This is a genomic window from Sphingobacterium sp. MYb382 (assembly GCF_037572665.1).
Lineage (GTDB): Bacteria > Bacteroidota > Bacteroidia > Sphingobacteriales > Sphingobacteriaceae > Sphingobacterium.
On sequence record NZ_JBBGZT010000007.1, the window covers coordinates 225,197 to 245,059 of the forward strand.

Here is a 19,863-nt window from a genome sequence, read left to right on the forward strand (position 1 = left end):
TTCATAGTGTTATGGTTAATGTTAAGGCCTATTGTGAAATATGCCCAACCAAAAAATGAGAAAAGGTCGTTCTGCTAGGAACGACCTTTTTCATTTTACTATTTTAAATCTTTATTTTCTATAAAGCTTCGTAAGTCATCCGATGCTGGTAATTCAAAAATTTCTAGGTGAAAGTACTTTATTGAAGCAAAAAGGTGATCAAAGATATCAGCCATTACACGTTCGTAAAACTCCCAATCGGTACTTGTCGTAAACATGTATAGTTCTAAAGGTAAACCATGCTCGGTGGTAGGGAGCTGTCGTACCATCACCATTCTGTCTTGGTGTATGTTGGGGTTGTTTTGGATGTATCGCGTGATGTAGGCTCTGAAAAGACCAGCGTTGGTCATTCTTCTACCATTAACCAATACATTATAGTCAGCTTGCGTTTTCAAATTGTGATCATCAATCTCCTTTTGGCGTTCCGCGATATAAGGAGCGAGCAACTGAATTTTCTTTAAGGCTTCAATCTCGTCTTGTTTTAAATACCGGATAGATGAGATTTTAATGTTTACCGCCCGCTTAATTCTTCGTCCACCAAATTGCTGCATACCCCTGTAGTTCTTAAAAGAGTCTGTAAGGAGTGTATGCGTTGGTATAGTAACGATTGTTTTATCAAAATTTTGAATCTTTACGTTGTTAAGGTTTATTTGCAATACGGTGCCATCGGCCCCGTATTTGTTCATTTCGATCCAATCGCCTACGCGCACCGAGTCGTTTGCTGATACCTGAATGCTTGCTACAAAGCCTAAGATAGTATCTTTAAAGACGAGTAGGAGGATGGCTGATGCCGCACCCAAGGAGGCAACAAAGCGCCAAGGCTCGATGCTGGTTAATATCGAAAAGGCAGACATACCACCGATGAAAATAAGGAAGATTTGTACAACCTGTAGGTAACTATCTAAGGGTTTATCAACAAGGCGATTTTTAAGGTGAAGTACATCACGTATGGTCTTCAATACCCCATTGATAAGTCTATAAACCATGAAGACGATAAATATAGTTGTTGTTTTAAAAACTATACTTGCCCAAAGTGGTGAATCGATAAAGATAATAGGGAGTAACTGCTGTGCTATTAAGAGTGGAACGATATGACTGATATTGTCTAAAATCTTATGTTGAACCAATAGATCATCATACGTATTGAGGGTTCTTTGTATAATTCGAATAAATAACGATTTGAGTACTTTACGAATTAAAAAGTCGATTAGGATAAGTCCGGATACAAATACAACAAGTAGAATAATAGAAGTACTGATTTGGGCTACATGTCCTTTAAAGCCTAATAGTTCTATTTGATGTAAGAGCCAGTCAAAAATAAGTGTGTTTCGTTTTGTGTCTACTACTAAAAAGTCTGATTTTTCCATATAATGATAAAGATAAGGAAAATAGACTAAACGGTTTTTTAGCGGTCTATGCCCTGTAAATGACAAATGGCCGCAGTTTTGCTGCGGCCATTTGTCGTTTATGTAGAAAACTAATCTGCTTTCTCGTGTTTGTGCTTGAAGAATATTGCAAATAGTATCGCAATTATTAACGTATAACCTGCGAATGCTAACCAGATGTTGTGCCAATCTTTTAAGTGAATACCAGCGCTAAGTAGGCCATTATCTGCTAATGATATACCGTGCTCCTGTACAAGTTTCAATAAAGTGCTATTGCTGGCCTCTGTGTGTAAATAGCTTGCTAGGCTAGAGATATCCGTGAAGGATAAAGTGAAGTAATGCTCGATTACCCATCCTGAAACTAAACTACCTAAGATGGCGCCAAAACCATTGGTCATCATCATGAAAAGTCCTTGCGCAGAGCTACGGATATGAGAGTTTGTAGAAGATTCTACGAATAATGAACCTGAGATATTGAAAAAGTCAAAGGCCATACCATAGACAATACAGGATAGAACAATCATCCAAAGCCCTGTTCCTGGATCACCAAGACCAAACAGACCGAAGCGTAATACCCAGGCAAACATGGAGATTAACATCACATTCTTAATACCGAAACGCTTCAAAAAGAAAGGAATCGCTAGGATAAAAAGTGTTTCCGAAATTTGGGAAATAGACATGATAACCGTCGAGAACTTAACAACGATAGAGTCTGCATATTTAGGGTAGAATTTAAATTCATCTAAGAAAACATCTCCATATGCATTTGTCAATTGTAGTGCTGCACCCAAAAACATGGAAAAGATAAAGAATAAAGCCATCTTATAGTCGCTAAACAATTTGAAGGCTTCAAGACCAAAAGTTTGTACAAATGTTCTAGATTCTTTATTTGTATTCCTTGGTGGACATTTAGGTAGACTTAACGCAAATATGCTTAAAGCAACTGCTGCCGCTCCTGCGATATGAAACTGATGTGCTGTAGCTTTATTTCCCGTTAAATTCACTAACCACATCGCTGCAATAAATCCAACAGTTCCCCAAACGCGAATAGGAGGGAAGGACTTTACTAAGTCGTAGTTTCCTGCAGTTAAAGCGCTGTAAGATATGGAGTTTGATAGTGCTAGTGTTGGCATGTAAAAACACATAGCCAAGAGGATGACATAGAAAAATACTTGTGGGTCATCTACCGTCGGTAGGTAAAATAGTGTAATTGCATATAGGAAATGCAATATGCTGTATAACTTCTCAGCATTAATCCAGCGGTCGGCAATTATCCCCATAAGGGTAGGCATAAAAAGGGATGCTATTCCCATCGTGGCGAAGATGGCTCCAAACTGGGTGCCTTCCCAATGTTTGGTTCCAAACCAGTAATTCGCTATCGTAATTAACCAAGCTCCCCAAACAAAAAACTGGAAAAAGCTCATGATGGTTAATCGTAGTTTGACTGACATATATGAAGTAATTATGTTTAATTAAGATTTTCTTCTTTCGATTTCGTCACGAATCTTTGCCGCACTCTCGTATTGCTCATTCTCAATGGCTCTAGTAAGATTGGCTTCCAACTGCTCATCACTAAGGTTTGTGTAGGCCGAAGGAGTTTGACTTTCTTGTGGACGATCCGCTTCGCGTGTACTTACATTCTCTTTTGGGCTATCCATATTTTCAAGAAATGCTAAGTCATTGCTTTCAATCACAATGCCAGAAGCATCCATAATAAAATCATAGGTATAGATAGAAGCACCAAAACGAACGGCTAAAGCCACAGCGTCGGATGTGCGTGCATCGATTTCAATAGATTGTTCGCCATTATTGCATAGTATTTTGGCGAAGAAAATACCATCAATGAGGTTGTAGATAAGTACTTCTTCAATGCGAATATTAAAATTGTCTGCAAAGGTTTTAAATAAATCGTGTGTTAATGGTCTGCTGGGTTTCATCTTTTCGATCTCCACAGCAATAGCTTGAGCTTCAAATCCACCTATAATAATAGGCAACCTACGGTTGCCACCAACTTCCCCTAATACCAGGGCATAGGCACCAGATTGTGTTTGGCTATAGGACAAGCCAACAATATCTAATTTGATTTTCTTCATTCTTAAAGCCTTACAAGAATACAAAGATGGGAATATTCACTAAAAAATAAAAATGGCTAGACGTAACTTGTTTACGTATAGCCATTTACTTTGTTTCAATGTGTATGTTTAACTGTTTTTATACGTTTTTAAGGCTTCAATAAGCTTCGGAACGATTTCAAAGGCGTCTCCAACGATGCCATAGTCGGCTACTTTAAAGAACGGTGCTTCGGCATCTGTATTGATGACAACAATAGTTTTCGAAGAGCTTACTCCAGCTAAATGTTGGATAGCTCCCGAGATACCAATGGCAATATATAGGTTCGGGCTAACTGCAATTCCGGTTTGACCTACGTGTTCCGAGTGCGGGCGCCAGCCGGCATCAGAAACAGGTTTAGAACATGCTGTAGCTGCACCAAGTACATCAGCAAGCTCTTCAATCATTCCCCAGTTCTCAGGTCCTTTGAGACCTCTACCTGCTGAAACCACAATCTCGGCCTCTGGTAACGATATTTTATCTGTTGCTCTAACGATTTCTTTGATAACAGTAGATAAATCGCCAGAGGATACATTAGCTTGAAAAGCTTCAATATTTACTGATACAGGATTTTCTTTTACTTCAAATGCATTAGGGCTTAGGGAGATAACACGCTTAGCTGCGGTAAGTTCTTCCGTTGCGATGGCCTTACTAGAGAACACAGTACGTTTTATGGTCCATGTATCTCCTGAAATCGTAGGTAGAGAAGTGGCAGCAACAGCTAGTGCAGCATCTAATTTTGCCGCTACGCGTGGTGCCAAGCCTTTTCCGCTAAACGTATTCGCTAGGATTACTGTATTTGCTGATTTACTTGTCGCAACTTCTGCAATAACCGATGCGTAAGCTTGATTTACAAATTGACCTAGCTGGTCAGTGTCTACATTGATAACTTGCGCGACACCATATTGACCTACTTTTTCCAATTCGGCAGCATCAACTTTACCAATGCTTAACGCTATTACATCTTGGTTACTTAAGGAGCTTACTTCCTTTGCGTATGAAAGGGCCTCAAAAGCTGATTTTTTAAATGTGCCTTCTGAATTTTCTATATATACTAAAACTGACATAAATTTCTTTTTAAAGGTTCTTAAATAACTTTAGCTTCATTGTGTAAACGCTCCACAAGTTGAGCAACCTGATCTTTATCTATAAGCTGTACAGCGCCTCTTGCTGGTGGTGTTTCATAGCTTTTGATGCTGGATAAGCTTGGTACGTCGACCGCTGCAATAACTTCAAGCGGTTTTGTTCTTGCCGACATAATACCACGCATATTCGGAATTTTAGTCTCTGCTACACCTTCTGCGGTACCAACAACTAGCGGTAAGCTCGCCGTGAGGATTTCTTTTACTCCTTCAATCTCACGCTCTACAGTTGCTGTATTACCATCGATGGTTAATTTTTTAGCAATAGATACCGATGGGATGTTCAACAATTCAGCTACGTAAGCTTGTACTTGTGTACCGTTATAATCGATAGACTCCCGTCCGGTAAGGATAAGGTCAAATTGTTTCTCTTTAGCATAGGCCGCAATTTGATGTGCAACAAATGATGCATCGCGCGCTGGTGCATCCACACGAACAGCTTCATCGGCTCCAACAGCCAAAGCCTTGCGGATGGTTGCCTCTGAAGAAGCGTCCCCTACGTGAAGCACAGTGACGGTTGCTTTTCCGCCTTCGGCTAAATCAACAGCTTTAGACAATGCAATTTCGTCATACGGATTAATGATGTATTGAATTCCCGATGTGTTAAAACTGCTGTTATTATCGGTGAATGTTATTTTCGAAGTAGTGTCGGGCACATTACTGATGCAAACTAATATTTTCATATGATCTCATTATTTAAGGAGCATTTGTAAGCTCGGTTTACTATCTAGTGGTTTATTTCGTCTACTAACAAACCTATCATTTTTTTTAAGTAATAACAAGTATCCTGTGCTGGGCTTTTCATTACATTTTTTCTTCAATGAATAGGAATACGTTTGTAAAAATTTTGTTCTATATAGTCTAAACGCCTTTTAAAGGCAGATTGTTTTAGGTTTTTTGAAAAAAAATAGACTTCTTTGTCCAGGAAAGATGAGCGTCAGTATAGTGTCATTTTTCTATGCGTGCATAGTAATTAATTAATGAAAAAGTGCGTATATTGTTTTGTACTTTTGTGAACTAATAAAAAAAAATGTCAAATAGAATCGCAGATCTTACTGCTTTTTTGGAGGAGAGCCCGAACGATCCTTTTTTGAAATATGCCTTAACTATGGAATATCAAAAATTGGGAGATAAGGAAAAAGCTCTTGCCGGCTTTGAGGAATTAATCTCTAAACATGCCGAGTATGTTGGTACGTATTACCATTTCGCTAAATTTTTAGAAACCCAAGGGGATAAGGATAGAGCGTTACAAATTTACCAGGTGGGTATGGAAGTAGCACAGCGTAATAGAAATCGTCATGCTTATGGTGAATTACAATCGGCTTATAAATTAGCTTTAGGGCTTGATGAAGACGATTGGGATGATGAATAGGGGGAATTAACCCCCGTTTTTCTCTTGCTCTTTCCATTGCTTGGAAAAAGATTTGTCGGCCATTTGGGGAAGATCTCTATGCGTTCCCCATGCTTTCTTGAAGAAATAACGCAAGAAGAAGTTTTTAAATTTACCTCCAAAAAAGTCCATTAGTTTACGACGTTTTACAACGTAGGTGAATTTCTTCCAGGTACTTTTCTCCGTGCTCGCTACTTGGTTTGTTTCAACCGCATCGCGGCGGTTCAACAACAGCATGTTATGAATATCAATCCCTACAGGACATACTTCCGTACATTTACCACAAAGTGTAGACGCTTGGCTTAAGTGTTTAAAGTTTTTAACACCTTGAAGATGCGGTGCTATTAAAGAGCCTATAGGCCCTTGATAAGTCGTGTTGTAGGTATGTCCACCAATATTTTGGTAAACAGGGCATACATTGAGGCAAGAGCCACAGCGGATACAGTAAAGTCCTTGTCTTTGTTCCTTTTCAGCAAGTAGATTGCTACGTCCATTATCTAATAAAATGACGTACATCTCTTCTGGGCCATCATTTTCGCGCGATTGGCGTGGCCCACTCAATATACTATTGTAAACCGTTAAGTTTTGTCCTGTGCCGTGTGAAGCAAGTAGTGGCCAAAACAGATCTACATCTTGTAAATTTGGTATAACTTTCTCTATGCCTGCAACGGCAATATGTACTTTGGGAAAAGTCGTCGTTAAACGCGCATTTCCTTCATTTTCGGTGATAGCTATGCTGCCTGTATCGGCAATAAGGAAGTTGGCGCCTGTAATACCGATATCCGCTTGCGTATACTTTTCGCGCAGTAGCTCTCTAGCCTTATGCGTTAATTGCTCTGCCGTAGCGTCTAGCGGCATTTCATATTTATCATGAAACAATTGCGCAATATCCGCTAGGCTAAGATGCATAGCAGGCGTCACAATATGGTAGGGCTTTTGTCCAAGCAACTGAATGATGAACTCGCCTAAATCCGTTTCTATAGCTTCTACACCTTGTTTTTCTAGAAATTTATTAAGGCCTATTTCCTCTGTAGCCATCGATTTGGACTTTACGACCAACTTGGCTTCATGCTCCTCAATAATTTTCTCAATCTCATCCAATGCCTCTTTAGCGTCATTAGCCCAAATAACTTTTCCACCTCTCTTTGTGAAGTTAGATTCGAAGTCTAGCAGGTAACGATCTACATGTTCAATGGCTTTCCATTTGATAATATTCGCTTTCTTTTTAGAGTTTTCTAAATCGAAAAATTTGTCCTTTGCATGTTCAAAGGCATTATTGTATTTATCGATATTGTTATGGATTATTTCACGATGATTTTGGTCAAAGGACTTCTCCGCACTATCTTTTAGAAACTTTTCAGCGATTTGTTGGGCCATATAGTGTAAAACTACTTTTTTTTCAAAAGAATCACAAGCATCATTCAAAATCAACCGAAAGGGGCATTTTTCAAAAACATGCTTTACTCATAGGTGTAGAAAGGCCTATGCTAACCGATCATCGGTCAGGCATAGGCCTCTTATAGATGCTGCGAACAGCTTATTACTTTGTTTTAATATTTAAGGCTAAGCTTAACTCATCAAGTTGCTGCTGCGCAACAGTAGATGGTGCATCGATCATAATATCACGACCTGAGTTATTCTTAGGGAATGCGATAACATCACGGATGGTATCTAGACCTGCAAAAATAGATACTAAGCGGTCAAAACCAAAAGCTAAACCACCATGTGGAGGAGCTCCATACGTGAAAGCTTCCATTAAGAAACCAAACTGTTTCTCAGCCTCTTCAGGCGTAAAGCCTAAGTGTTTAAACATAAGAGACTGTAATGCACTATCGTGAATACGAATAGAACCCCCACCGATTTCCACACCATTGATAACTAAGTCATAAGCATTGGCACGAACCTCTCCCGGTTTGCTATCCAATAATGCAATATCCTCTGGTTTTGGTGAGGTGAAAGGATGGTGCATCGCGTGGTAACGCTCTGAATCCTCATCCCATTCCAATAGCGGGAAGTCAATCACCCATAATGGAGAGAATTTGTTTTTATCACGTAAACCTAGTTGTTTACCTAATTCTAAACGTAATTCATTAAGCTGTTTGCGTACTTTATCTGCTGGACCAGCCATAACTAAGAATAAGTCGCCCGGCTCCCCATCAAATGCTTTGGCCCATGCGGCTAAGTCTTCTGGCGTATAGAATTTATCTACGGATGATTTTACCGATCCATCTTCGTTGTAGCGTGCATAAACAAGACCTGTAGCACCAATTTGTGGACGTTTAACGAAATCTGTTAAGGCATCTAGTTGCTTGCGCGTATAAGAAGCACAACCTTTAGCATTGATACCGACAACAAGCTCTGCTGCATCAAATACAGGGAAGCCTTTGTCTTTTGTTACGTCATTAAGCTCGACAAACTGCATACCGAAGCGTGTATCAGGCTTGTCTGATCCATATAAACGCATAGCATCAGCATACGTCATGCGAGGAACAGTTCCTAAATCTATACCTTTTACATGTTGGAATAGGTGCTTAGTAAGTCCTTCAAACATGCTCAGGATATCTTCTTGCTCTACGAAAGCCATCTCACAGTCTATCTGTGTAAACTCTGGCTGACGGTCGGCACGTAAATCCTCATCACGGAAACATTTAACGATTTGGAAGTAACGGTCGAAACCAGATACCATCAATAGCTGTTTAAATGTCTGTGGTGATTGTGGTAAGGCATAAAACTCGCCTGGGTTCATACGAGATGGAACCACAAAATCACGAGCACCTTCAGGTGTAGATTTAATTAAAACAGGTGTTTCTACCTCTAAAAAGCCTGATGAATCCAAATAACGACGAATTTCCTGCGCCATTTTATGACGAAGGATTAAGTTTTCTCTTACAGGATTACGACGTAAATCTAAGTAGCGGAATTTCATACGCAAGTCATCACCACCGTCAGTCTCATCTTCAATGGTGAATGGTGGTAACTTGGACGCGTTTAATATTTCTAACGCTGATACTTTAATTTCGATTTCGCCAGTTGCTATTTTAGGGTTTTTGCTCGAACGTTCAATAACTGTACCTGTAGCTTTAATAACAAACTCACGACCTAGCTCACGAGCAATGGTACGTAAAGCTTCATCATCATCACTATTAAACGTAAGTTGCGTAATGCCGTAACGATCTCGCACGTCGATAAAGGTCATTCCACCTAAGTCACGTGATTTTTGTACCCAACCACTTAAGGTTACCGCTTTTCCAAGATCGGCTATTGTTAACTCGCCGCAGGTATGTGTTCTGTGCATTATATTCTGATTTTAAACCATACAAAAATATCGGTTTTTTAGGAGAATAAAGAAAACAATTTGGTATGCACCGTGTCGTTTCCTAATTGTTTAGTACAGAGTGTTAAAGCTAGGTTGCTAGCTCTGTTTAACTAAGATCTTCTGTGTGCTTATCTGCTAGGGAGGGTAAAATATTGATTATTTGCTGTGAATGCTTTAAAATCTACATTTAAAAAGATGGTTGATGCTATCAAGAAATGATGTGAAGCTGTAAATGTTGGCTGAATGTTATTTTTTTATAAAATAGCTAGGGAAGCATTTTAAGTGAATGAGTATTCATTTATATTTGTGCGTTTAATTTGAATAACTATGCGAGCAAGAAGCCTCGATAAGGAAAATACTGTAAAAGAAAACGCCATCAATATGATTGGGCAGGGAGGCTTGGAGAATTTTAGCATCAATAAGCTCGCTAAGCTATCGAAGGTTTCCGTGGCAACAATCTACATTTATTATAAAGATAAGGATGATCTTATTTTTCAGTTAGCGACCGAGCAGGGGAATGAATTTGCAGATTTAATCTTGAAGGATTTTAATCCAAATATGTCGTTTGAAGATGGACTTCGGCAGCAGTGGGCTAATCGATACCAACAGATGATGCATCGCAAAGCTGGAGTTATGTTTATGTTTAGACTGAAAGAGTCTCCTTATTATCGAGATTTTTTGCGCGTTTTGATGGAACGTATGAAGCAACAGTTGCATCTGTTTCTGGAAAATGCAATCGAACGCGGAGAAATCGATCCTCTTCCTATGGAGACTTATTGGTCTGTGGCGCATGCACCATTATACTCTTTATTTAAATTTCATTATGATGGATCAGGCCTTGATGGAGAGCCCTATGAGTTGACAGAATCAATTTTCTGGCAAGCCTTTGGTTTAGTGTTGCGGGCTTTGCAAAAACAATCAGGTTAATGTCTTCTTATGGAAAGGAGTAGTACTCTTGTCGTTCCCTTTTTGGACTTTGAATTAAAAATTTACAATTACGCTTTATTTAAATAGCTCTGGCTTTTACCCTTTATGGAAAAGAAAATAAATACATCTTTTAGTGGATATGAAAAATTTGTCATCTTCATTTTAGCAATAACTCAATTTACGGTCATTTTAGATTTTATGGTGATGTCTCCTTTGGGCGATATGCTTATCAAATCTTTGGATATGAATACCCAAGATTTCGGTATCGCCGTTTCGGCGTATGCCTTTAGTGCGGGAATCTCTGGTTTACTAACCGCAGGCTTTGCCGATAAATTTGATCGTAAGAAATTACTCCTGTTTTTTTATGTAGGTTTTATTTTAGGAACCTTGTTTTGTGGCTTAGCGAATTCGTATCCTACATTGGTTGCTGCTCGTATTTTTACGGGGCTATTTGGTGGAGTTATTGGTTCTATCTCGATGGCTATTATAACGGATGTCTTCCAGCTAGAGAAACGTGGACGCGTGATGGGATTTGTGCAGATGGGCTTCGGAGCAAGTCAAGTACTAGGAATTCCTATTGGCTTGTATATCGCACATAAATGGGCTTGGGAAGCACCATTCTTTATGATTGTTGCGATGTCTATTTTTATTGCGCTAAGCATCGCGTTTTGGCTAAGGCCTGTCAATGCACACCTAGCTATTCAGCAAGACAAAAAAGCTTTGTTGCACTTGTATCATACCGTGAAAAATAAAGATTATAGAATAGGTTTTCTAGCTACAGCATTGTTGTCTATAGGTGGTTTTATGATGATGCCCTTCGGAACTGTTTTCGCTGTTAATAATTTAGGTATTAGTGAAGAGCAGTTGCCTCTTCTTTTCATGATGTCGGGCTTAAGTTCGCTCGCAGTAATGCCCTTCATTGGTAAATTGAGTGACCGCGTTAGTAAGTTTAAACTTTTCGCTATTGCCTCCATTTTATTGGTGATCGTTTGTTTAGTGTATACTCATCTTTCTGTAACGCCTCTTGTTTGGGTGATTGTTACTAATATTTTTATGATGGTCGCTATCATGGGACGCATGGTGCCTTCTTCCGCTTTGAATAGTGCTGTGCCTGATATGAAAGACCGTGGGGCCTTCATGAGTATCAACGCTTCCTTACAACAAATATCAGGTGGAATTGGTGCAGCAATAGCTGGTGTTATTGTGTATCAGCAAACAAAGAATAGTCCTTTAATTAATTACGAAATAGTCGGTTATGTGGTCGCTGTTATTTCAGTAATAGGCGTGGTAGCGATGAGTCGCGTGAATCGTTTAGTGAACAAAAAAATGGAATCAAAGCCTGTGGTGGAAGTGCCAATCGCTGAGCCTGTCGTCAATGATGGGCATTAGACTTGTTTATATTGTTATTAAAAAAGGTCAATTTACGCAGTAAATTGACCTTTTTTAAATGATAAAATACGGTAGCAATATCGACATTTATCACGATAAAGAGTGGTTGGTATATAGCTTCTGTTTACATTTATACTTTTCTTAAAGAAAATAGGGGTTAAGTTTTAACTAATCTTCCCAAATGTATTTCTTGTTTTTACCACGCACTTTATTCATGAAGTTCTTAAAAGCTAATTTTAATTTTATGGTTTTTATTTTTTTTAGAGCAGAAACTTTTTCTTTTAAAATGGCATTTTCTCCCGTGAGATTAAATATTATATCTTGTTCAGCGTTTCCTTTATTAGGAATAATGTTTTCGTAGATATAGTCTATTCTTTCTTTTATTTTCTCTCCAATTCGTGCTGGGGCTAAAGAGATTCTCACATCGTTTCTTGCTTTTTTTCCTACGCTTTCTCTTAAAGTAACATCGTCAGCCAACATTTTCATGATTTCGGCAGCTTTCGGTACATCAGCATCTGCCCAAAGGTTATTTAATTCAGGGAAGAAAAATGGATCTTTGATTGGAATTAAGGTATAAGGAACGAGAAAACTATTTTCCGAATTCATATATTCAAGGTTGCTAGAATAACCTGTTGCAATCACAGGTTTGCCTAGATACATGGCTTCCGCCATTGTTAAACCAAATCCTTCTGAGCGATGTAAGGAAACATAAACATCACAAAGGTGCATCAATCCATCCAATTGTTCTCGTGGTAATGCATCTTCTATGAGGATAATGCTATTGTTTGCTTGAACTCTTTCCTTTAAAAGCTTTCTATCTGTACGATAATTAATTCCTGCCGATGTTTTTAGTACAAGTATTGCTTCAGTAGAGTTTTTTCCAAAAGCCAATTCAAAAGCATCAATTGTAGCGAATGGGTTTTTGCGGCTCACCGTACTATTGTAATCAAATATGGTCAGATACATGACCGGTCCCTCCGGAAGGTTAAAATCTTTTCTAGTTAATTTAGTCTCCTCTGGTACCGCTATTGAATGCATGAAGCGTAAAACAGGTTTACTAGAAACCTGTGAAATAGCATTTAAGCAGAAGTTGCTTGGTACCCAAAGTTCATCAAGAATCTCCATGTAGTCATTGTAGGCTTGGGGAAATTTCTCTAGTTCCCAAGCCCAAAAACCAATATTGTACTTTTTAGAAAAGTACTTTTCATCCGTTACTTTTAGTAATTCTCTAAAATTACCTGCATTTATTTGCATGAGGTTTATAGCATAGGGATTATCGGTCAGTATTGGAAGACCGTTTTCATTCTCTTCAATAATGTCTGATGCGATTTCTCCTTTAAAATCATTCATTACGTAAGGAATTTCAGCAGCTTCCATAGCGCGGATGTTTGAACGTGCTCCTTCACCTAAACCAAATTGCTTGTTTATATAGCCTAAAATATTGATTCCCTTTTGCATTTTTATAATCTTGATTCCTTACACAGCTCAATTTTTAACAAAATTGAGGTAATGCCTAAGCATTGGTGCTAAATTAATTGTTAGTTTATTTTAGTTGTTTTAATAATAAATCAAATCTTTTTGAAATTAAAGACCAGGAGTAGTTGGTTTCAACATAATCCATCGTTTTCCTTTCTAATTCTTTTTGATCTATTGTAGTAGATAGCATTTTCGAAAGTTTTTGTATGAAATCAGTTTTCGACAAATAGTACTGTGAAGCGAAATTACTGTCTATGCAATGTTGTTTTAACACCTCAGATTTTCCGTTTACGAGTACAGGTTTTCCAAGAGCCATTGCTTCCAATAATAGTAACGATAAACTTTCCCGATTAGAAGGATTCACAATGAGTGTCGCCGATTTAATTAAAGCTGTTTTTTCTGCTTCATGGACGAATCCCGTGTAAATAATATCTGGATGTTGTATTTTTTCCATGAACAGCCCTCCTGTAAGGACTAATTTGACAGGGTCAGGGGTTATAGTTTTGTAATGAAGAAACCATTTAAGGAGGTCCCCAATTTTCTCTTTAGCAATACGTCCGAAATAAAGGATGTAACGGTTGGGAAGATTAAATTTTTCACGCAGTATTTCGGATGAAATAGGTGGCACAATATCTAAACCAACGGCTAAAATGCTACTTGGAGACATGTCTTTACCAAAGATATTCTTACAAAGGGTTTGTTCGACGGCTGTGTTAAAAGCAATATGGCTTACTTTAGTGAAGACGTCTGTGAGGTACGGACGAAAAAAATTGCCTTCATCATGCGCTGTAGGGATTAGAATTGTTTTTTTAGGAACGACCTTCGTAATAAAATAGAAATTAGGGCATGGATAAGAGATCATTATGATTGCCTTATACATATGTTGGTTTTTATACACATAGTCGATGAGATCGGGCGAGTAAAGGCCATTAGACTTTAGCCACTTTTCTTCTTTTTCTCGTGCTAATTGCCAAACAGGCCATTTCTTGACGATCAATCCTAATAAATTTAAACGATAGAGCAATCGTCTAAAAATTCTTCCATACTTACTGTTTTTATAGGCTTTTTTGTAAGTCTTATTATCATATGGTGAAGACTCAAATCTCCTAACAAGGACATTGTTAATTATACTCTCCCCAATCTGATAGTAAGGCTTAAACGATGTATAATCATCAAATGTTGAAGTGAGTACTTCTACATCGTATCCGTTTTCAGCAACTTTTTCTGCTAACATCATACAATGTTTTTCAGCCCCTCCATTAACCTCTTCTCCATAAAGTCCCACAACAAAGCAAACTTTATGTTCCAACATTTCTTTCATTTCTATAAAGCAATCTCTCTGAATCCTGGAACTCTATGACACATCTTGTTATTAACAGTTTCTTTATAGATGAGTTCGTTTGGTTTAGAGTTTGCACGAGAGGATAGTGCATGGTAAATATGATAACCAACGGCAGCCCATTTTAATCTTTTTTTCTTTATACCTGAGTTTATTAATCGTTCTGCAAATTCATAATCTTCCCATCCCCAACCAATAAAACCGTTGAAGTATCCATTTATTTTAACATAATCAGACATCCAAAACGCAAGGTTGCAGCCTTTTACGTTTCTTGAGCTAAGTGGGTCTGTTACAAACATAAAAGATAGTAGCGGAAATCTTATCGCATTAAACCTATTTAAAAGACCTTCAGTAAAACAATTTAGATGTAGTTTTTTTGTGTCTAGTATTTTTGTTGCTAGTGCTTTTCCCATCATAGCTCTGCTACCTTGTACAAAATATCCAGGAGTGGATGCTTTTATATGGTCTTTCACAAAATCTTTGTGTAAGATTATATCTCCATCAATTTCTATCACATAGTCTGATGTACAAACGCGAAGTGATTTATTTAATATCAATGTTTTTTGAAAACCGTTATCTTCATGCCATACATGAATAATCTGTAATCCTTTTTCTTTAAACGAATTAATCAGGTTTGCTGTTCTTGTGTCTGAGCCATCGTCCGCTATAACAATTTGATTTGGAGTAACGGTTTGGTTTTCAATACTTAAGAGTACTAATTCCAATGCCTCTGGCCAATTATAGGTCGATATAATTAAACTTACCGTCATATTGTTGATATTTCTGTTTTTCACCTATAGAACGTGTACCATCACAAAAACGTTACAGTTTTTTTTGAAATTATATTTTTACAATAGTACTAAAACCTTTTTTGTTTGGCAATTTTGAATTCATATTTTTGTTGCTTGCAAAAACGAGTCCAATTTATTTCGTTTTAAAAATACTTATGTTGATTTGTTTAGTGTTCGTATTTGAAAAGTAAATAGGATCAGGTTTTTTTTATGATAAATATTTGTATCTAATAGTGGATCCTTTTTAATAGTTTTGACTTAAGTAAGTTTTGCTTTACATTTTAGTAGAGTTAATCGTTAATTTGATTTTATAGTAGTAGTAATTATGCAATTTATGCGTTTATTTTCTTTTTTTGTGAAGCCTGTTTCATTCCCTGTTATAAGCTTTGGTATAACAGTTTGTAATGAGTATGAAGAATTAGAGAAGTTATTAGCTCAATTATTACAATTTAAACAACCTAAAGATCAAATTGTTGTTTTGCAGGATATTACAGAGCCTAATGGTGAAGTTACAAAAGTGATTGAGAAATATGCAGATCGTCTTGTACATATTCAAGCCAAGCTCGATGGCGATTTCTCTTCTTTTAAGAATAATTTGATTACGCATGCAAACGGAGATTATCTTTTCCAGATTGACGCAGACGAACTTTTAGCAGATTCGTTGATACATCAAATTCATGATTATTTGTATGAAAATCATCAATATGACTGTTTTTCAATACCGCGTATAAATATCGTTCGAGGGATTACTTCAAGTCATTTAGCACAATGGAGTTGGTCGCAAAACAAAGAAGGGTATATTAATTTTCCAGATTATCAAATGCGCTTGTTTAAAATAAATGGGAAAAAGAAGATACGTTGGACAAATAAAGTACATGAAGTTTTAGTCGGGTTTAGACGTAAGAAAAAATTACCAATAAAAGACTATAGCTTTTGTCTAATTCACGATAAAGCAATAAAAAAACAGGAAAAGCAGAATAAGTTTTATGAAGATAATTTTTAAGATGTAATTATATCTTTATTTCGATTACTTTGAATTTGTTTCAAGTATTATCTAAAATTGAAATATTAAATTTAATGTAAATTGAAATGTTTTAATTAGACTATTAGAATAATGATTCATTACTTCTGGCTTTAGTGATTGTTTGATTGGATTAGTTATCATTTTTATTGATGAAAAAAATAGCTTTAGTAGTACAGCGCTATGGAGAAGAAGTAAACGGAGGGGCAGAGTTACATGCTAGGTTACTTGCGGAGCAACTAAATAAGAAATATGTTGTTGAAGTACTCACTTCTACTGCAGTTGACCATAATAGGTGGGAAAATTATTTCTCCGAAGGAGAAGTAAAGATCAATGAGGTGACCGTTCGTCGTTTTGAAAATATCACCTTTCATCCAGAAGAGATTGAGAAGGCTAAAGAAAAGCTGTTTAGAAAAAGAAGAAAAGTAAAAATATTACAGCTTCTTGGGCTTAATTCTTTGTTGAATCGATTATTTAAACTTTATGAGCCGAATAAGGCAGAGATGCAAGAGTGGATTGAAAAACAAGGACCGTATTGTCCAGGCTTAATGTCCTATATTATCCAAAATAAGGAAAAATATGATGCTTTTATCTTCTTTACCTACCTGTATTATCCAACCGTTGTTGGGATGCCACTCGTCGCAGATAAAAGTATATTTATTCCAACAGCTCATGATGAATCTATTGCTTTTACGAAACCTTATAAGCTGATTTTTAATACACCTAAATTTATTATGTATAATACATTGCAAGAGAAGGTATTTGTAGAGAAATATTTTTTGCACTGTAAAAATGCTGATGTAGCTGGTTTAGGTTTTGAGAAACAAGTAACCGATTCATCGATTAAAGTGAGTTCTGAGTATGAATTTGACTTTAAGTACTTTGTTTATCTAGGTCGTGTAGAAGCGGCCAAAGGCTGTGATACTTTAGTAGAATACTTTAAACGTTTTACTAAGGAAAATGATGACGTAAAACTGTTGTTAGTAGGGAAAAATCATCTAGATATGCAATTGGGTCCGCATATTATTTCGACGGGGTTTGTGGATGAGGCTACTAAAAATTATCTTCTAGCCAATAGTATTGGGTTAGTTATTCCGTCTCTTTATGAGAGTCTGTCTATGGTGACCTTGGAAGCTATGCTTGCAGGCGTGCCGGTGGTTGCCGATCAGCGATGTTCTGTTATTATGGATCATTTAGAGCTAAGCCAGACTGGAAAGTCTTATATTGACTATGGAAGTTTTGCGCATGCTTTACACTATCTTTTAAAGATGGATTTGGTAGAAAGAAAGGATTGGAGCCGTAAATCTGCAATTTACGTACAAGAAAATTATAGTTGGAAAGCTATTCTCGATAAGTTTGATAAAGCTATTGACTTTGTTGTTCGCTAATAAACGAGGTCGTTAAGATTTTTTGTCTCTTAAACTCAAATTAAATTTCGATAACAATCTATCCATTGCTGTGCAAGGGTTTCATCATTGAAACGCTGTACAAATTCAAGGCCTTTAATGCGCATTTCTTGTTGCATTTGGCTGGATGTGAGTATAGATTGAGTAGCATAAGCAATTTCTTCTGTGTTTTGAGGGTTCACATAATAAGAAAAAGGACCAGCAGCCTCTGGAAAGACACCTGAATTGGTCGTAACAACAGGAGTGCCGCTGTATAATGCCTCAATAATGGGTATACCGAAACCTTCAAAGGAGGAGGGGTATATAAATACTTTTGCCAACGCGTAAATCGTAGCTAAATCTGACATACTAGCAACTGTGCGGAACAAAACTTTATGCTGTAGGTTTTTCTCCTGAACATATTTCTTTATTTCAAGCGCATAAGGAGTTTCTTTACCAATAATTACCAAGGGAATATCAGTATGCTCTAAAGCTTTGACGATTTGAAAAGCATTCTTACGTGGCTCTATCGTGCCGACATTAAGGACGAAGTCTGCAGGCAGATTATACTTTTGCTGCACTTCATGCAGCTCTTTGGTTGATTTTTCAACTTTGAATGCTGGGTGGCAACCTTGATAGATCGTATCAACTTTGGATGCAGGCACCTGTAGAAACTCGATAAGGTCTCGCTTCGTTTGTTCACTGATAGCAACTATTTTATCCGCATGGTCTACAGCGTATTGAAATTTCTTTTTATACAGAAAACGGTCTGCTGGTTTATACAATTCCGGATAGCGAAGAAAAATTAAATCATGCATCGTTACGACCGACTTAATCTTTGTTTTGTATAAATCACGTGGTATTTCACCCGAAAGACCGTGATATATATCCACTTTGTCAGATATTAAATCTTTCGAGATGCGTTTTGCACGCCAATAAGGATGGAATAGCCTATCAATTGCTGATTTAGGCAATTGTGCTTTCTGCGCTAGTAAAGTATCAGCAGGGGCTTTTGCAGAGTAGAGTAAGTAGTCGTTCTGCGGATAGTATTGCTTAAGTATACGTATTAAATCACGACTATAGTTTCCTAAGCCAGATTTATTAAAAAAGTATCGTTTAGCATCGTAACCAATTCGCATTTTACAAAGATTCAATTTTTTTAATTACCATTTCCGCAGTCACTAAGTCGATAGCTTCTACGCCGCCACAATTGCAAGGCTTATTGCCGAATACAGAGCTAGGACGGTTTGCATGTTCTACTTGGATACAGTCGTCGATGGATTGACCATAGCCAAGAAAGCCTGCGTAAGGGTGCGTTGCTCCCCAGATGGACAAGCAGCGTGTGCCTACTAACGAGGCCATATGCATCCCCGAGCTGTCCATACTAATCATCGCATCAAGATGGCTAATCAGGTCTAACTCTTCAGTAATCGTGCCTAATCCTATCGTGTTGTATACGCCAACAAAATTGCGCGACCATGTCTCCGCAATTTCCTGCTCTTGTTTTCCTCCGCCAAATATAAATGTGGAGTAGCCTTGTGAAGAAAGAAAGGAGACTACAGTTTCCATTTTTTGCAATGGAAATACCTTATAGCTGTGTTGCGCAAAAGGAGCAATACCAATGGCTTTTTTTTCTGTCGGAAATAACTGCTCCCAACGTGTAGGAATAGGACGCATCGCTTTTATAAGTCGATTATCTAAGTGTATAGGAAATCCTAAAGCTCGGAAAACATCCGCGTAGCGCTCTGTCGTATTCCGTAAAGGCTTAAAAACTTTGTTTTCTTGACGTGTTAATGCCTTTTTTTCTTTTCGCCCTTTGTCAAGCACCTTTACCTTATAGCCTGATAAACTGAAAAAAGTTCCTACTATACGACTACGTAGATTATTGTGTAAGTCGGCGACGTAGGTCGGTTTATAAGCTTTTAATTCTTTAAAAAGTTTATAAAGACCGAAAAACCCCTTATGCTTTTCTTTGCTATCCAAAAGGTGAACTTTCACGTTAGGGATATGTTCAAAAAAAGGTTTGAAAAGCTTTCTGGAAACCATGATGATTTCTAGCTGTGGCTGTTGTTTGCTTAACTCTTGTAATACAGAAGCTACCATGGCCACATCGCCCATAGCTGAAAAGCGAAAAACAACAATACGTTCCATCGA

General features: G+C 37.5%; 17 protein-coding genes. 5 read left to right on the plus strand and 12 right to left on the minus strand.

The window, feature by feature from the left end; translation table 11 throughout:
- Nucleotides 1–98: 98 nt before the first annotated feature.
- From WH223_RS01750 to WH223_RS01770, 5 genes are all read right to left on the minus strand, one after another.
- Nucleotides 99–1,406 carry a mechanosensitive ion channel family protein gene (locus WH223_RS01750; protein ID WP_340045800.1) on the minus strand — a complete coding sequence of 436 codons (1,308 nt, stop codon included), beginning with the start codon at nt 1,404–1,406 and terminating at the stop codon, nt 99–101.
- Nucleotides 1,407–1,516: 110 nt separating this feature from the next.
- Entirely contained in the window at nt 1,517–2,875 is a 1,359-nt protein-coding gene (locus WH223_RS01755; RefSeq protein WP_340045801.1) for a nucleoside permease, read from the minus strand.
- A 21-nt stretch (nt 2,876–2,896) separates the two neighbouring features.
- A complete protein-coding gene (locus tag WH223_RS01760) occupies nt 2,897–3,517 on the minus strand; it encodes a bifunctional nuclease family protein (protein ID WP_340045802.1) in 621 nt (206 codons plus the stop codon).
- A 108-nt stretch (nt 3,518–3,625) separates the two neighbouring features.
- Nucleotides 3,626–4,600 carry an electron transfer flavoprotein subunit alpha/FixB family protein gene (locus WH223_RS01765; RefSeq protein ID WP_340045803.1) on the minus strand — a complete coding sequence of 325 codons (975 nt, stop codon included), beginning with the start codon at nt 4,598–4,600 and terminating at the stop codon, nt 3,626–3,628.
- A 20-nt stretch (nt 4,601–4,620) separates the two neighbouring features.
- The gene (locus WH223_RS01770; RefSeq protein WP_340045804.1) at nt 4,621–5,358 is read right to left on the minus strand and encodes an electron transfer flavoprotein subunit beta/FixA family protein; all 738 of its coding nucleotides are present in this window, start codon (nt 5,356–5,358) and stop codon (nt 4,621–4,623) included.
- 347 nt (nt 5,359–5,705) lie between these two features.
- Between WH223_RS01770 and WH223_RS01775 the strand changes: the two genes are divergently transcribed.
- Nucleotides 5,706–6,047 (plus strand): tetratricopeptide repeat protein, encoded by a 342-nt coding sequence (locus WH223_RS01775; protein WP_340045805.1) that lies wholly within the window; start codon nt 5,706–5,708, stop codon nt 6,045–6,047.
- 6 nt (nt 6,048–6,053) lie between these two features.
- Here WH223_RS01775 and WH223_RS01780 read toward each other — a convergent pair whose 3' ends face one another.
- Together WH223_RS01780 and aspS are read right to left on the minus strand one after the other, a co-directional pair.
- Nucleotides 6,054–7,442: a LutB/LldF family L-lactate oxidation iron-sulfur protein gene (locus WH223_RS01780; protein ID WP_340045806.1), complete on the minus strand. Its 1,389-nt coding sequence runs from the start codon at nt 7,440–7,442 to the stop codon at nt 6,054–6,056.
- 163 nt (nt 7,443–7,605) lie between these two features.
- Nucleotides 7,606–9,360: an aspartate--tRNA ligase gene (gene aspS, locus WH223_RS01785; RefSeq protein ID WP_340045807.1), complete on the minus strand. Its 1,755-nt coding sequence runs from the start codon at nt 9,358–9,360 to the stop codon at nt 7,606–7,608.
- A 348-nt stretch (nt 9,361–9,708) separates the two neighbouring features.
- Between aspS and WH223_RS01790 the strand changes: the two genes are divergently transcribed.
- Both WH223_RS01790 and WH223_RS01795 read left to right on the plus strand, forming a co-directional pair.
- The gene (locus WH223_RS01790; RefSeq protein ID WP_340045808.1) at nt 9,709–10,308 is read left to right on the plus strand and encodes a TetR/AcrR family transcriptional regulator; all 600 of its coding nucleotides are present in this window, start codon (nt 9,709–9,711) and stop codon (nt 10,306–10,308) included.
- Between the two features lie 105 nt (nt 10,309–10,413).
- Nucleotides 10,414–11,697: an MFS transporter gene (locus tag WH223_RS01795; RefSeq protein WP_340045809.1), complete on the plus strand. Its 1,284-nt coding sequence runs from the start codon at nt 10,414–10,416 to the stop codon at nt 11,695–11,697.
- A 168-nt stretch (nt 11,698–11,865) separates the two neighbouring features.
- On the opposite strand, the gene WH223_RS01800 is transcribed toward WH223_RS01795, so the two are convergent.
- The 3 genes from WH223_RS01800 to WH223_RS01810 form a co-directional block, all read right to left on the minus strand.
- Entirely contained in the window at nt 11,866–13,155 is a 1,290-nt protein-coding gene (locus WH223_RS01800; protein ID WP_340045810.1) for a glycosyltransferase family 4 protein, read from the minus strand.
- Nucleotides 13,156–13,240: 85 nt separating this feature from the next.
- On the minus strand, nt 13,241–14,494 hold the full coding sequence (locus WH223_RS01805) for a glycosyltransferase (RefSeq protein WP_340045811.1): 1,254 nt from the start codon (nt 14,492–14,494) through the stop codon (nt 13,241–13,243).
- A gap of 2 nt (nt 14,495–14,496) precedes the next feature.
- Nucleotides 14,497–15,282, minus strand: a complete 786-nt coding sequence (locus tag WH223_RS01810; protein WP_340045812.1) for a glycosyltransferase family 2 protein — start codon at nt 15,280–15,282, stop codon at nt 14,497–14,499.
- A gap of 346 nt (nt 15,283–15,628) precedes the next feature.
- Between WH223_RS01810 and WH223_RS01815 the strand changes: the two genes are divergently transcribed.
- Nucleotides 15,629–16,306 (plus strand): glycosyltransferase, encoded by a 678-nt coding sequence (locus WH223_RS01815; RefSeq protein WP_340045813.1) that lies wholly within the window; start codon nt 15,629–15,631, stop codon nt 16,304–16,306.
- A gap of 170 nt (nt 16,307–16,476) precedes the next feature.
- A complete protein-coding gene (locus WH223_RS01820; protein WP_340045814.1) occupies nt 16,477–17,712 on the plus strand; it encodes a glycosyltransferase family 4 protein in 1,236 nt (411 codons plus the stop codon).
- Nucleotides 17,713–17,747: 35 nt separating this feature from the next.
- Here WH223_RS01820 and WH223_RS01825 read toward each other — a convergent pair whose 3' ends face one another.
- Both WH223_RS01825 and WH223_RS01830 read right to left on the minus strand, forming a co-directional pair.
- On the minus strand, nt 17,748–18,848 hold the full coding sequence (locus WH223_RS01825; RefSeq protein WP_340045815.1) for a glycosyltransferase family 4 protein: 1,101 nt from the start codon (nt 18,846–18,848) through the stop codon (nt 17,748–17,750).
- A gap of 1 nt (nt 18,849) precedes the next feature.
- A complete protein-coding gene (locus tag WH223_RS01830; protein ID WP_340045816.1) occupies nt 18,850–19,860 on the minus strand; it encodes a glycosyltransferase family 9 protein in 1,011 nt (336 codons plus the stop codon).
- Nucleotides 19,861–19,863: the final 3 nt, after the last annotated feature.

Excerpts from the sequence above, each read along its gene's own strand:
- WH223_RS01750 (WP_340045800.1), bottom strand. The coding sequence starts at position 1,406 with ATGGAAAAATCAGACTTTTTAGTAGTAGACACAAAACGAAACACACTT.
- WH223_RS01755 (WP_340045801.1), bottom strand. The coding sequence starts at position 2,875 with ATGTCAGTCAAACTACGATTAACCATCATGAGCTTTTTCCAGTTTTTT.
- WH223_RS01760 (WP_340045802.1), bottom strand. The coding sequence starts at position 3,517 with ATGAAGAAAATCAAATTAGATATTGTTGGCTTGTCCTATAGCCAAACA.
- WH223_RS01765 (WP_340045803.1), bottom strand. The coding sequence starts at position 4,600 with ATGTCAGTTTTAGTATATATAGAAAATTCAGAAGGCACATTTAAAAAA.
- WH223_RS01770 (WP_340045804.1), bottom strand. The coding sequence starts at position 5,358 with ATGAAAATATTAGTTTGCATCAGTAATGTGCCCGACACTACTTCGAAA.
- WH223_RS01775 (WP_340045805.1), top strand. The coding sequence starts at position 5,706 with ATGTCAAATAGAATCGCAGATCTTACTGCTTTTTTGGAGGAGAGCCCG.
- WH223_RS01780 (WP_340045806.1), bottom strand. The coding sequence starts at position 7,442 with ATGGCCCAACAAATCGCTGAAAAGTTTCTAAAAGATAGTGCGGAGAAG.
- aspS (WP_340045807.1), bottom strand. The coding sequence starts at position 9,360 with ATGCACAGAACACATACCTGCGGCGAGTTAACAATAGCCGATCTTGGA.
- WH223_RS01790 (WP_340045808.1), top strand. The coding sequence starts at position 9,709 with ATGCGAGCAAGAAGCCTCGATAAGGAAAATACTGTAAAAGAAAACGCC.
- WH223_RS01795 (WP_340045809.1), top strand. The coding sequence starts at position 10,414 with ATGGAAAAGAAAATAAATACATCTTTTAGTGGATATGAAAAATTTGTC.
- WH223_RS01800 (WP_340045810.1), bottom strand. The coding sequence starts at position 13,155 with ATGCAAAAGGGAATCAATATTTTAGGCTATATAAACAAGCAATTTGGT.
- WH223_RS01805 (WP_340045811.1), bottom strand. The coding sequence starts at position 14,494 with ATGAAAGAAATGTTGGAACATAAAGTTTGCTTTGTTGTGGGACTTTAT.
- WH223_RS01810 (WP_340045812.1), bottom strand. The coding sequence starts at position 15,282 with ATGACGGTAAGTTTAATTATATCGACCTATAATTGGCCAGAGGCATTG.
- WH223_RS01815 (WP_340045813.1), top strand. The coding sequence starts at position 15,629 with ATGCAATTTATGCGTTTATTTTCTTTTTTTGTGAAGCCTGTTTCATTC.
- WH223_RS01820 (WP_340045814.1), top strand. The coding sequence starts at position 16,477 with ATGAAAAAAATAGCTTTAGTAGTACAGCGCTATGGAGAAGAAGTAAAC.
- WH223_RS01825 (WP_340045815.1), bottom strand. The coding sequence starts at position 18,848 with ATGCGAATTGGTTACGATGCTAAACGATACTTTTTTAATAAATCTGGC.
- WH223_RS01830 (WP_340045816.1), bottom strand. The coding sequence starts at position 19,860 with ATGGAACGTATTGTTGTTTTTCGCTTTTCAGCTATGGGCGATGTGGCC.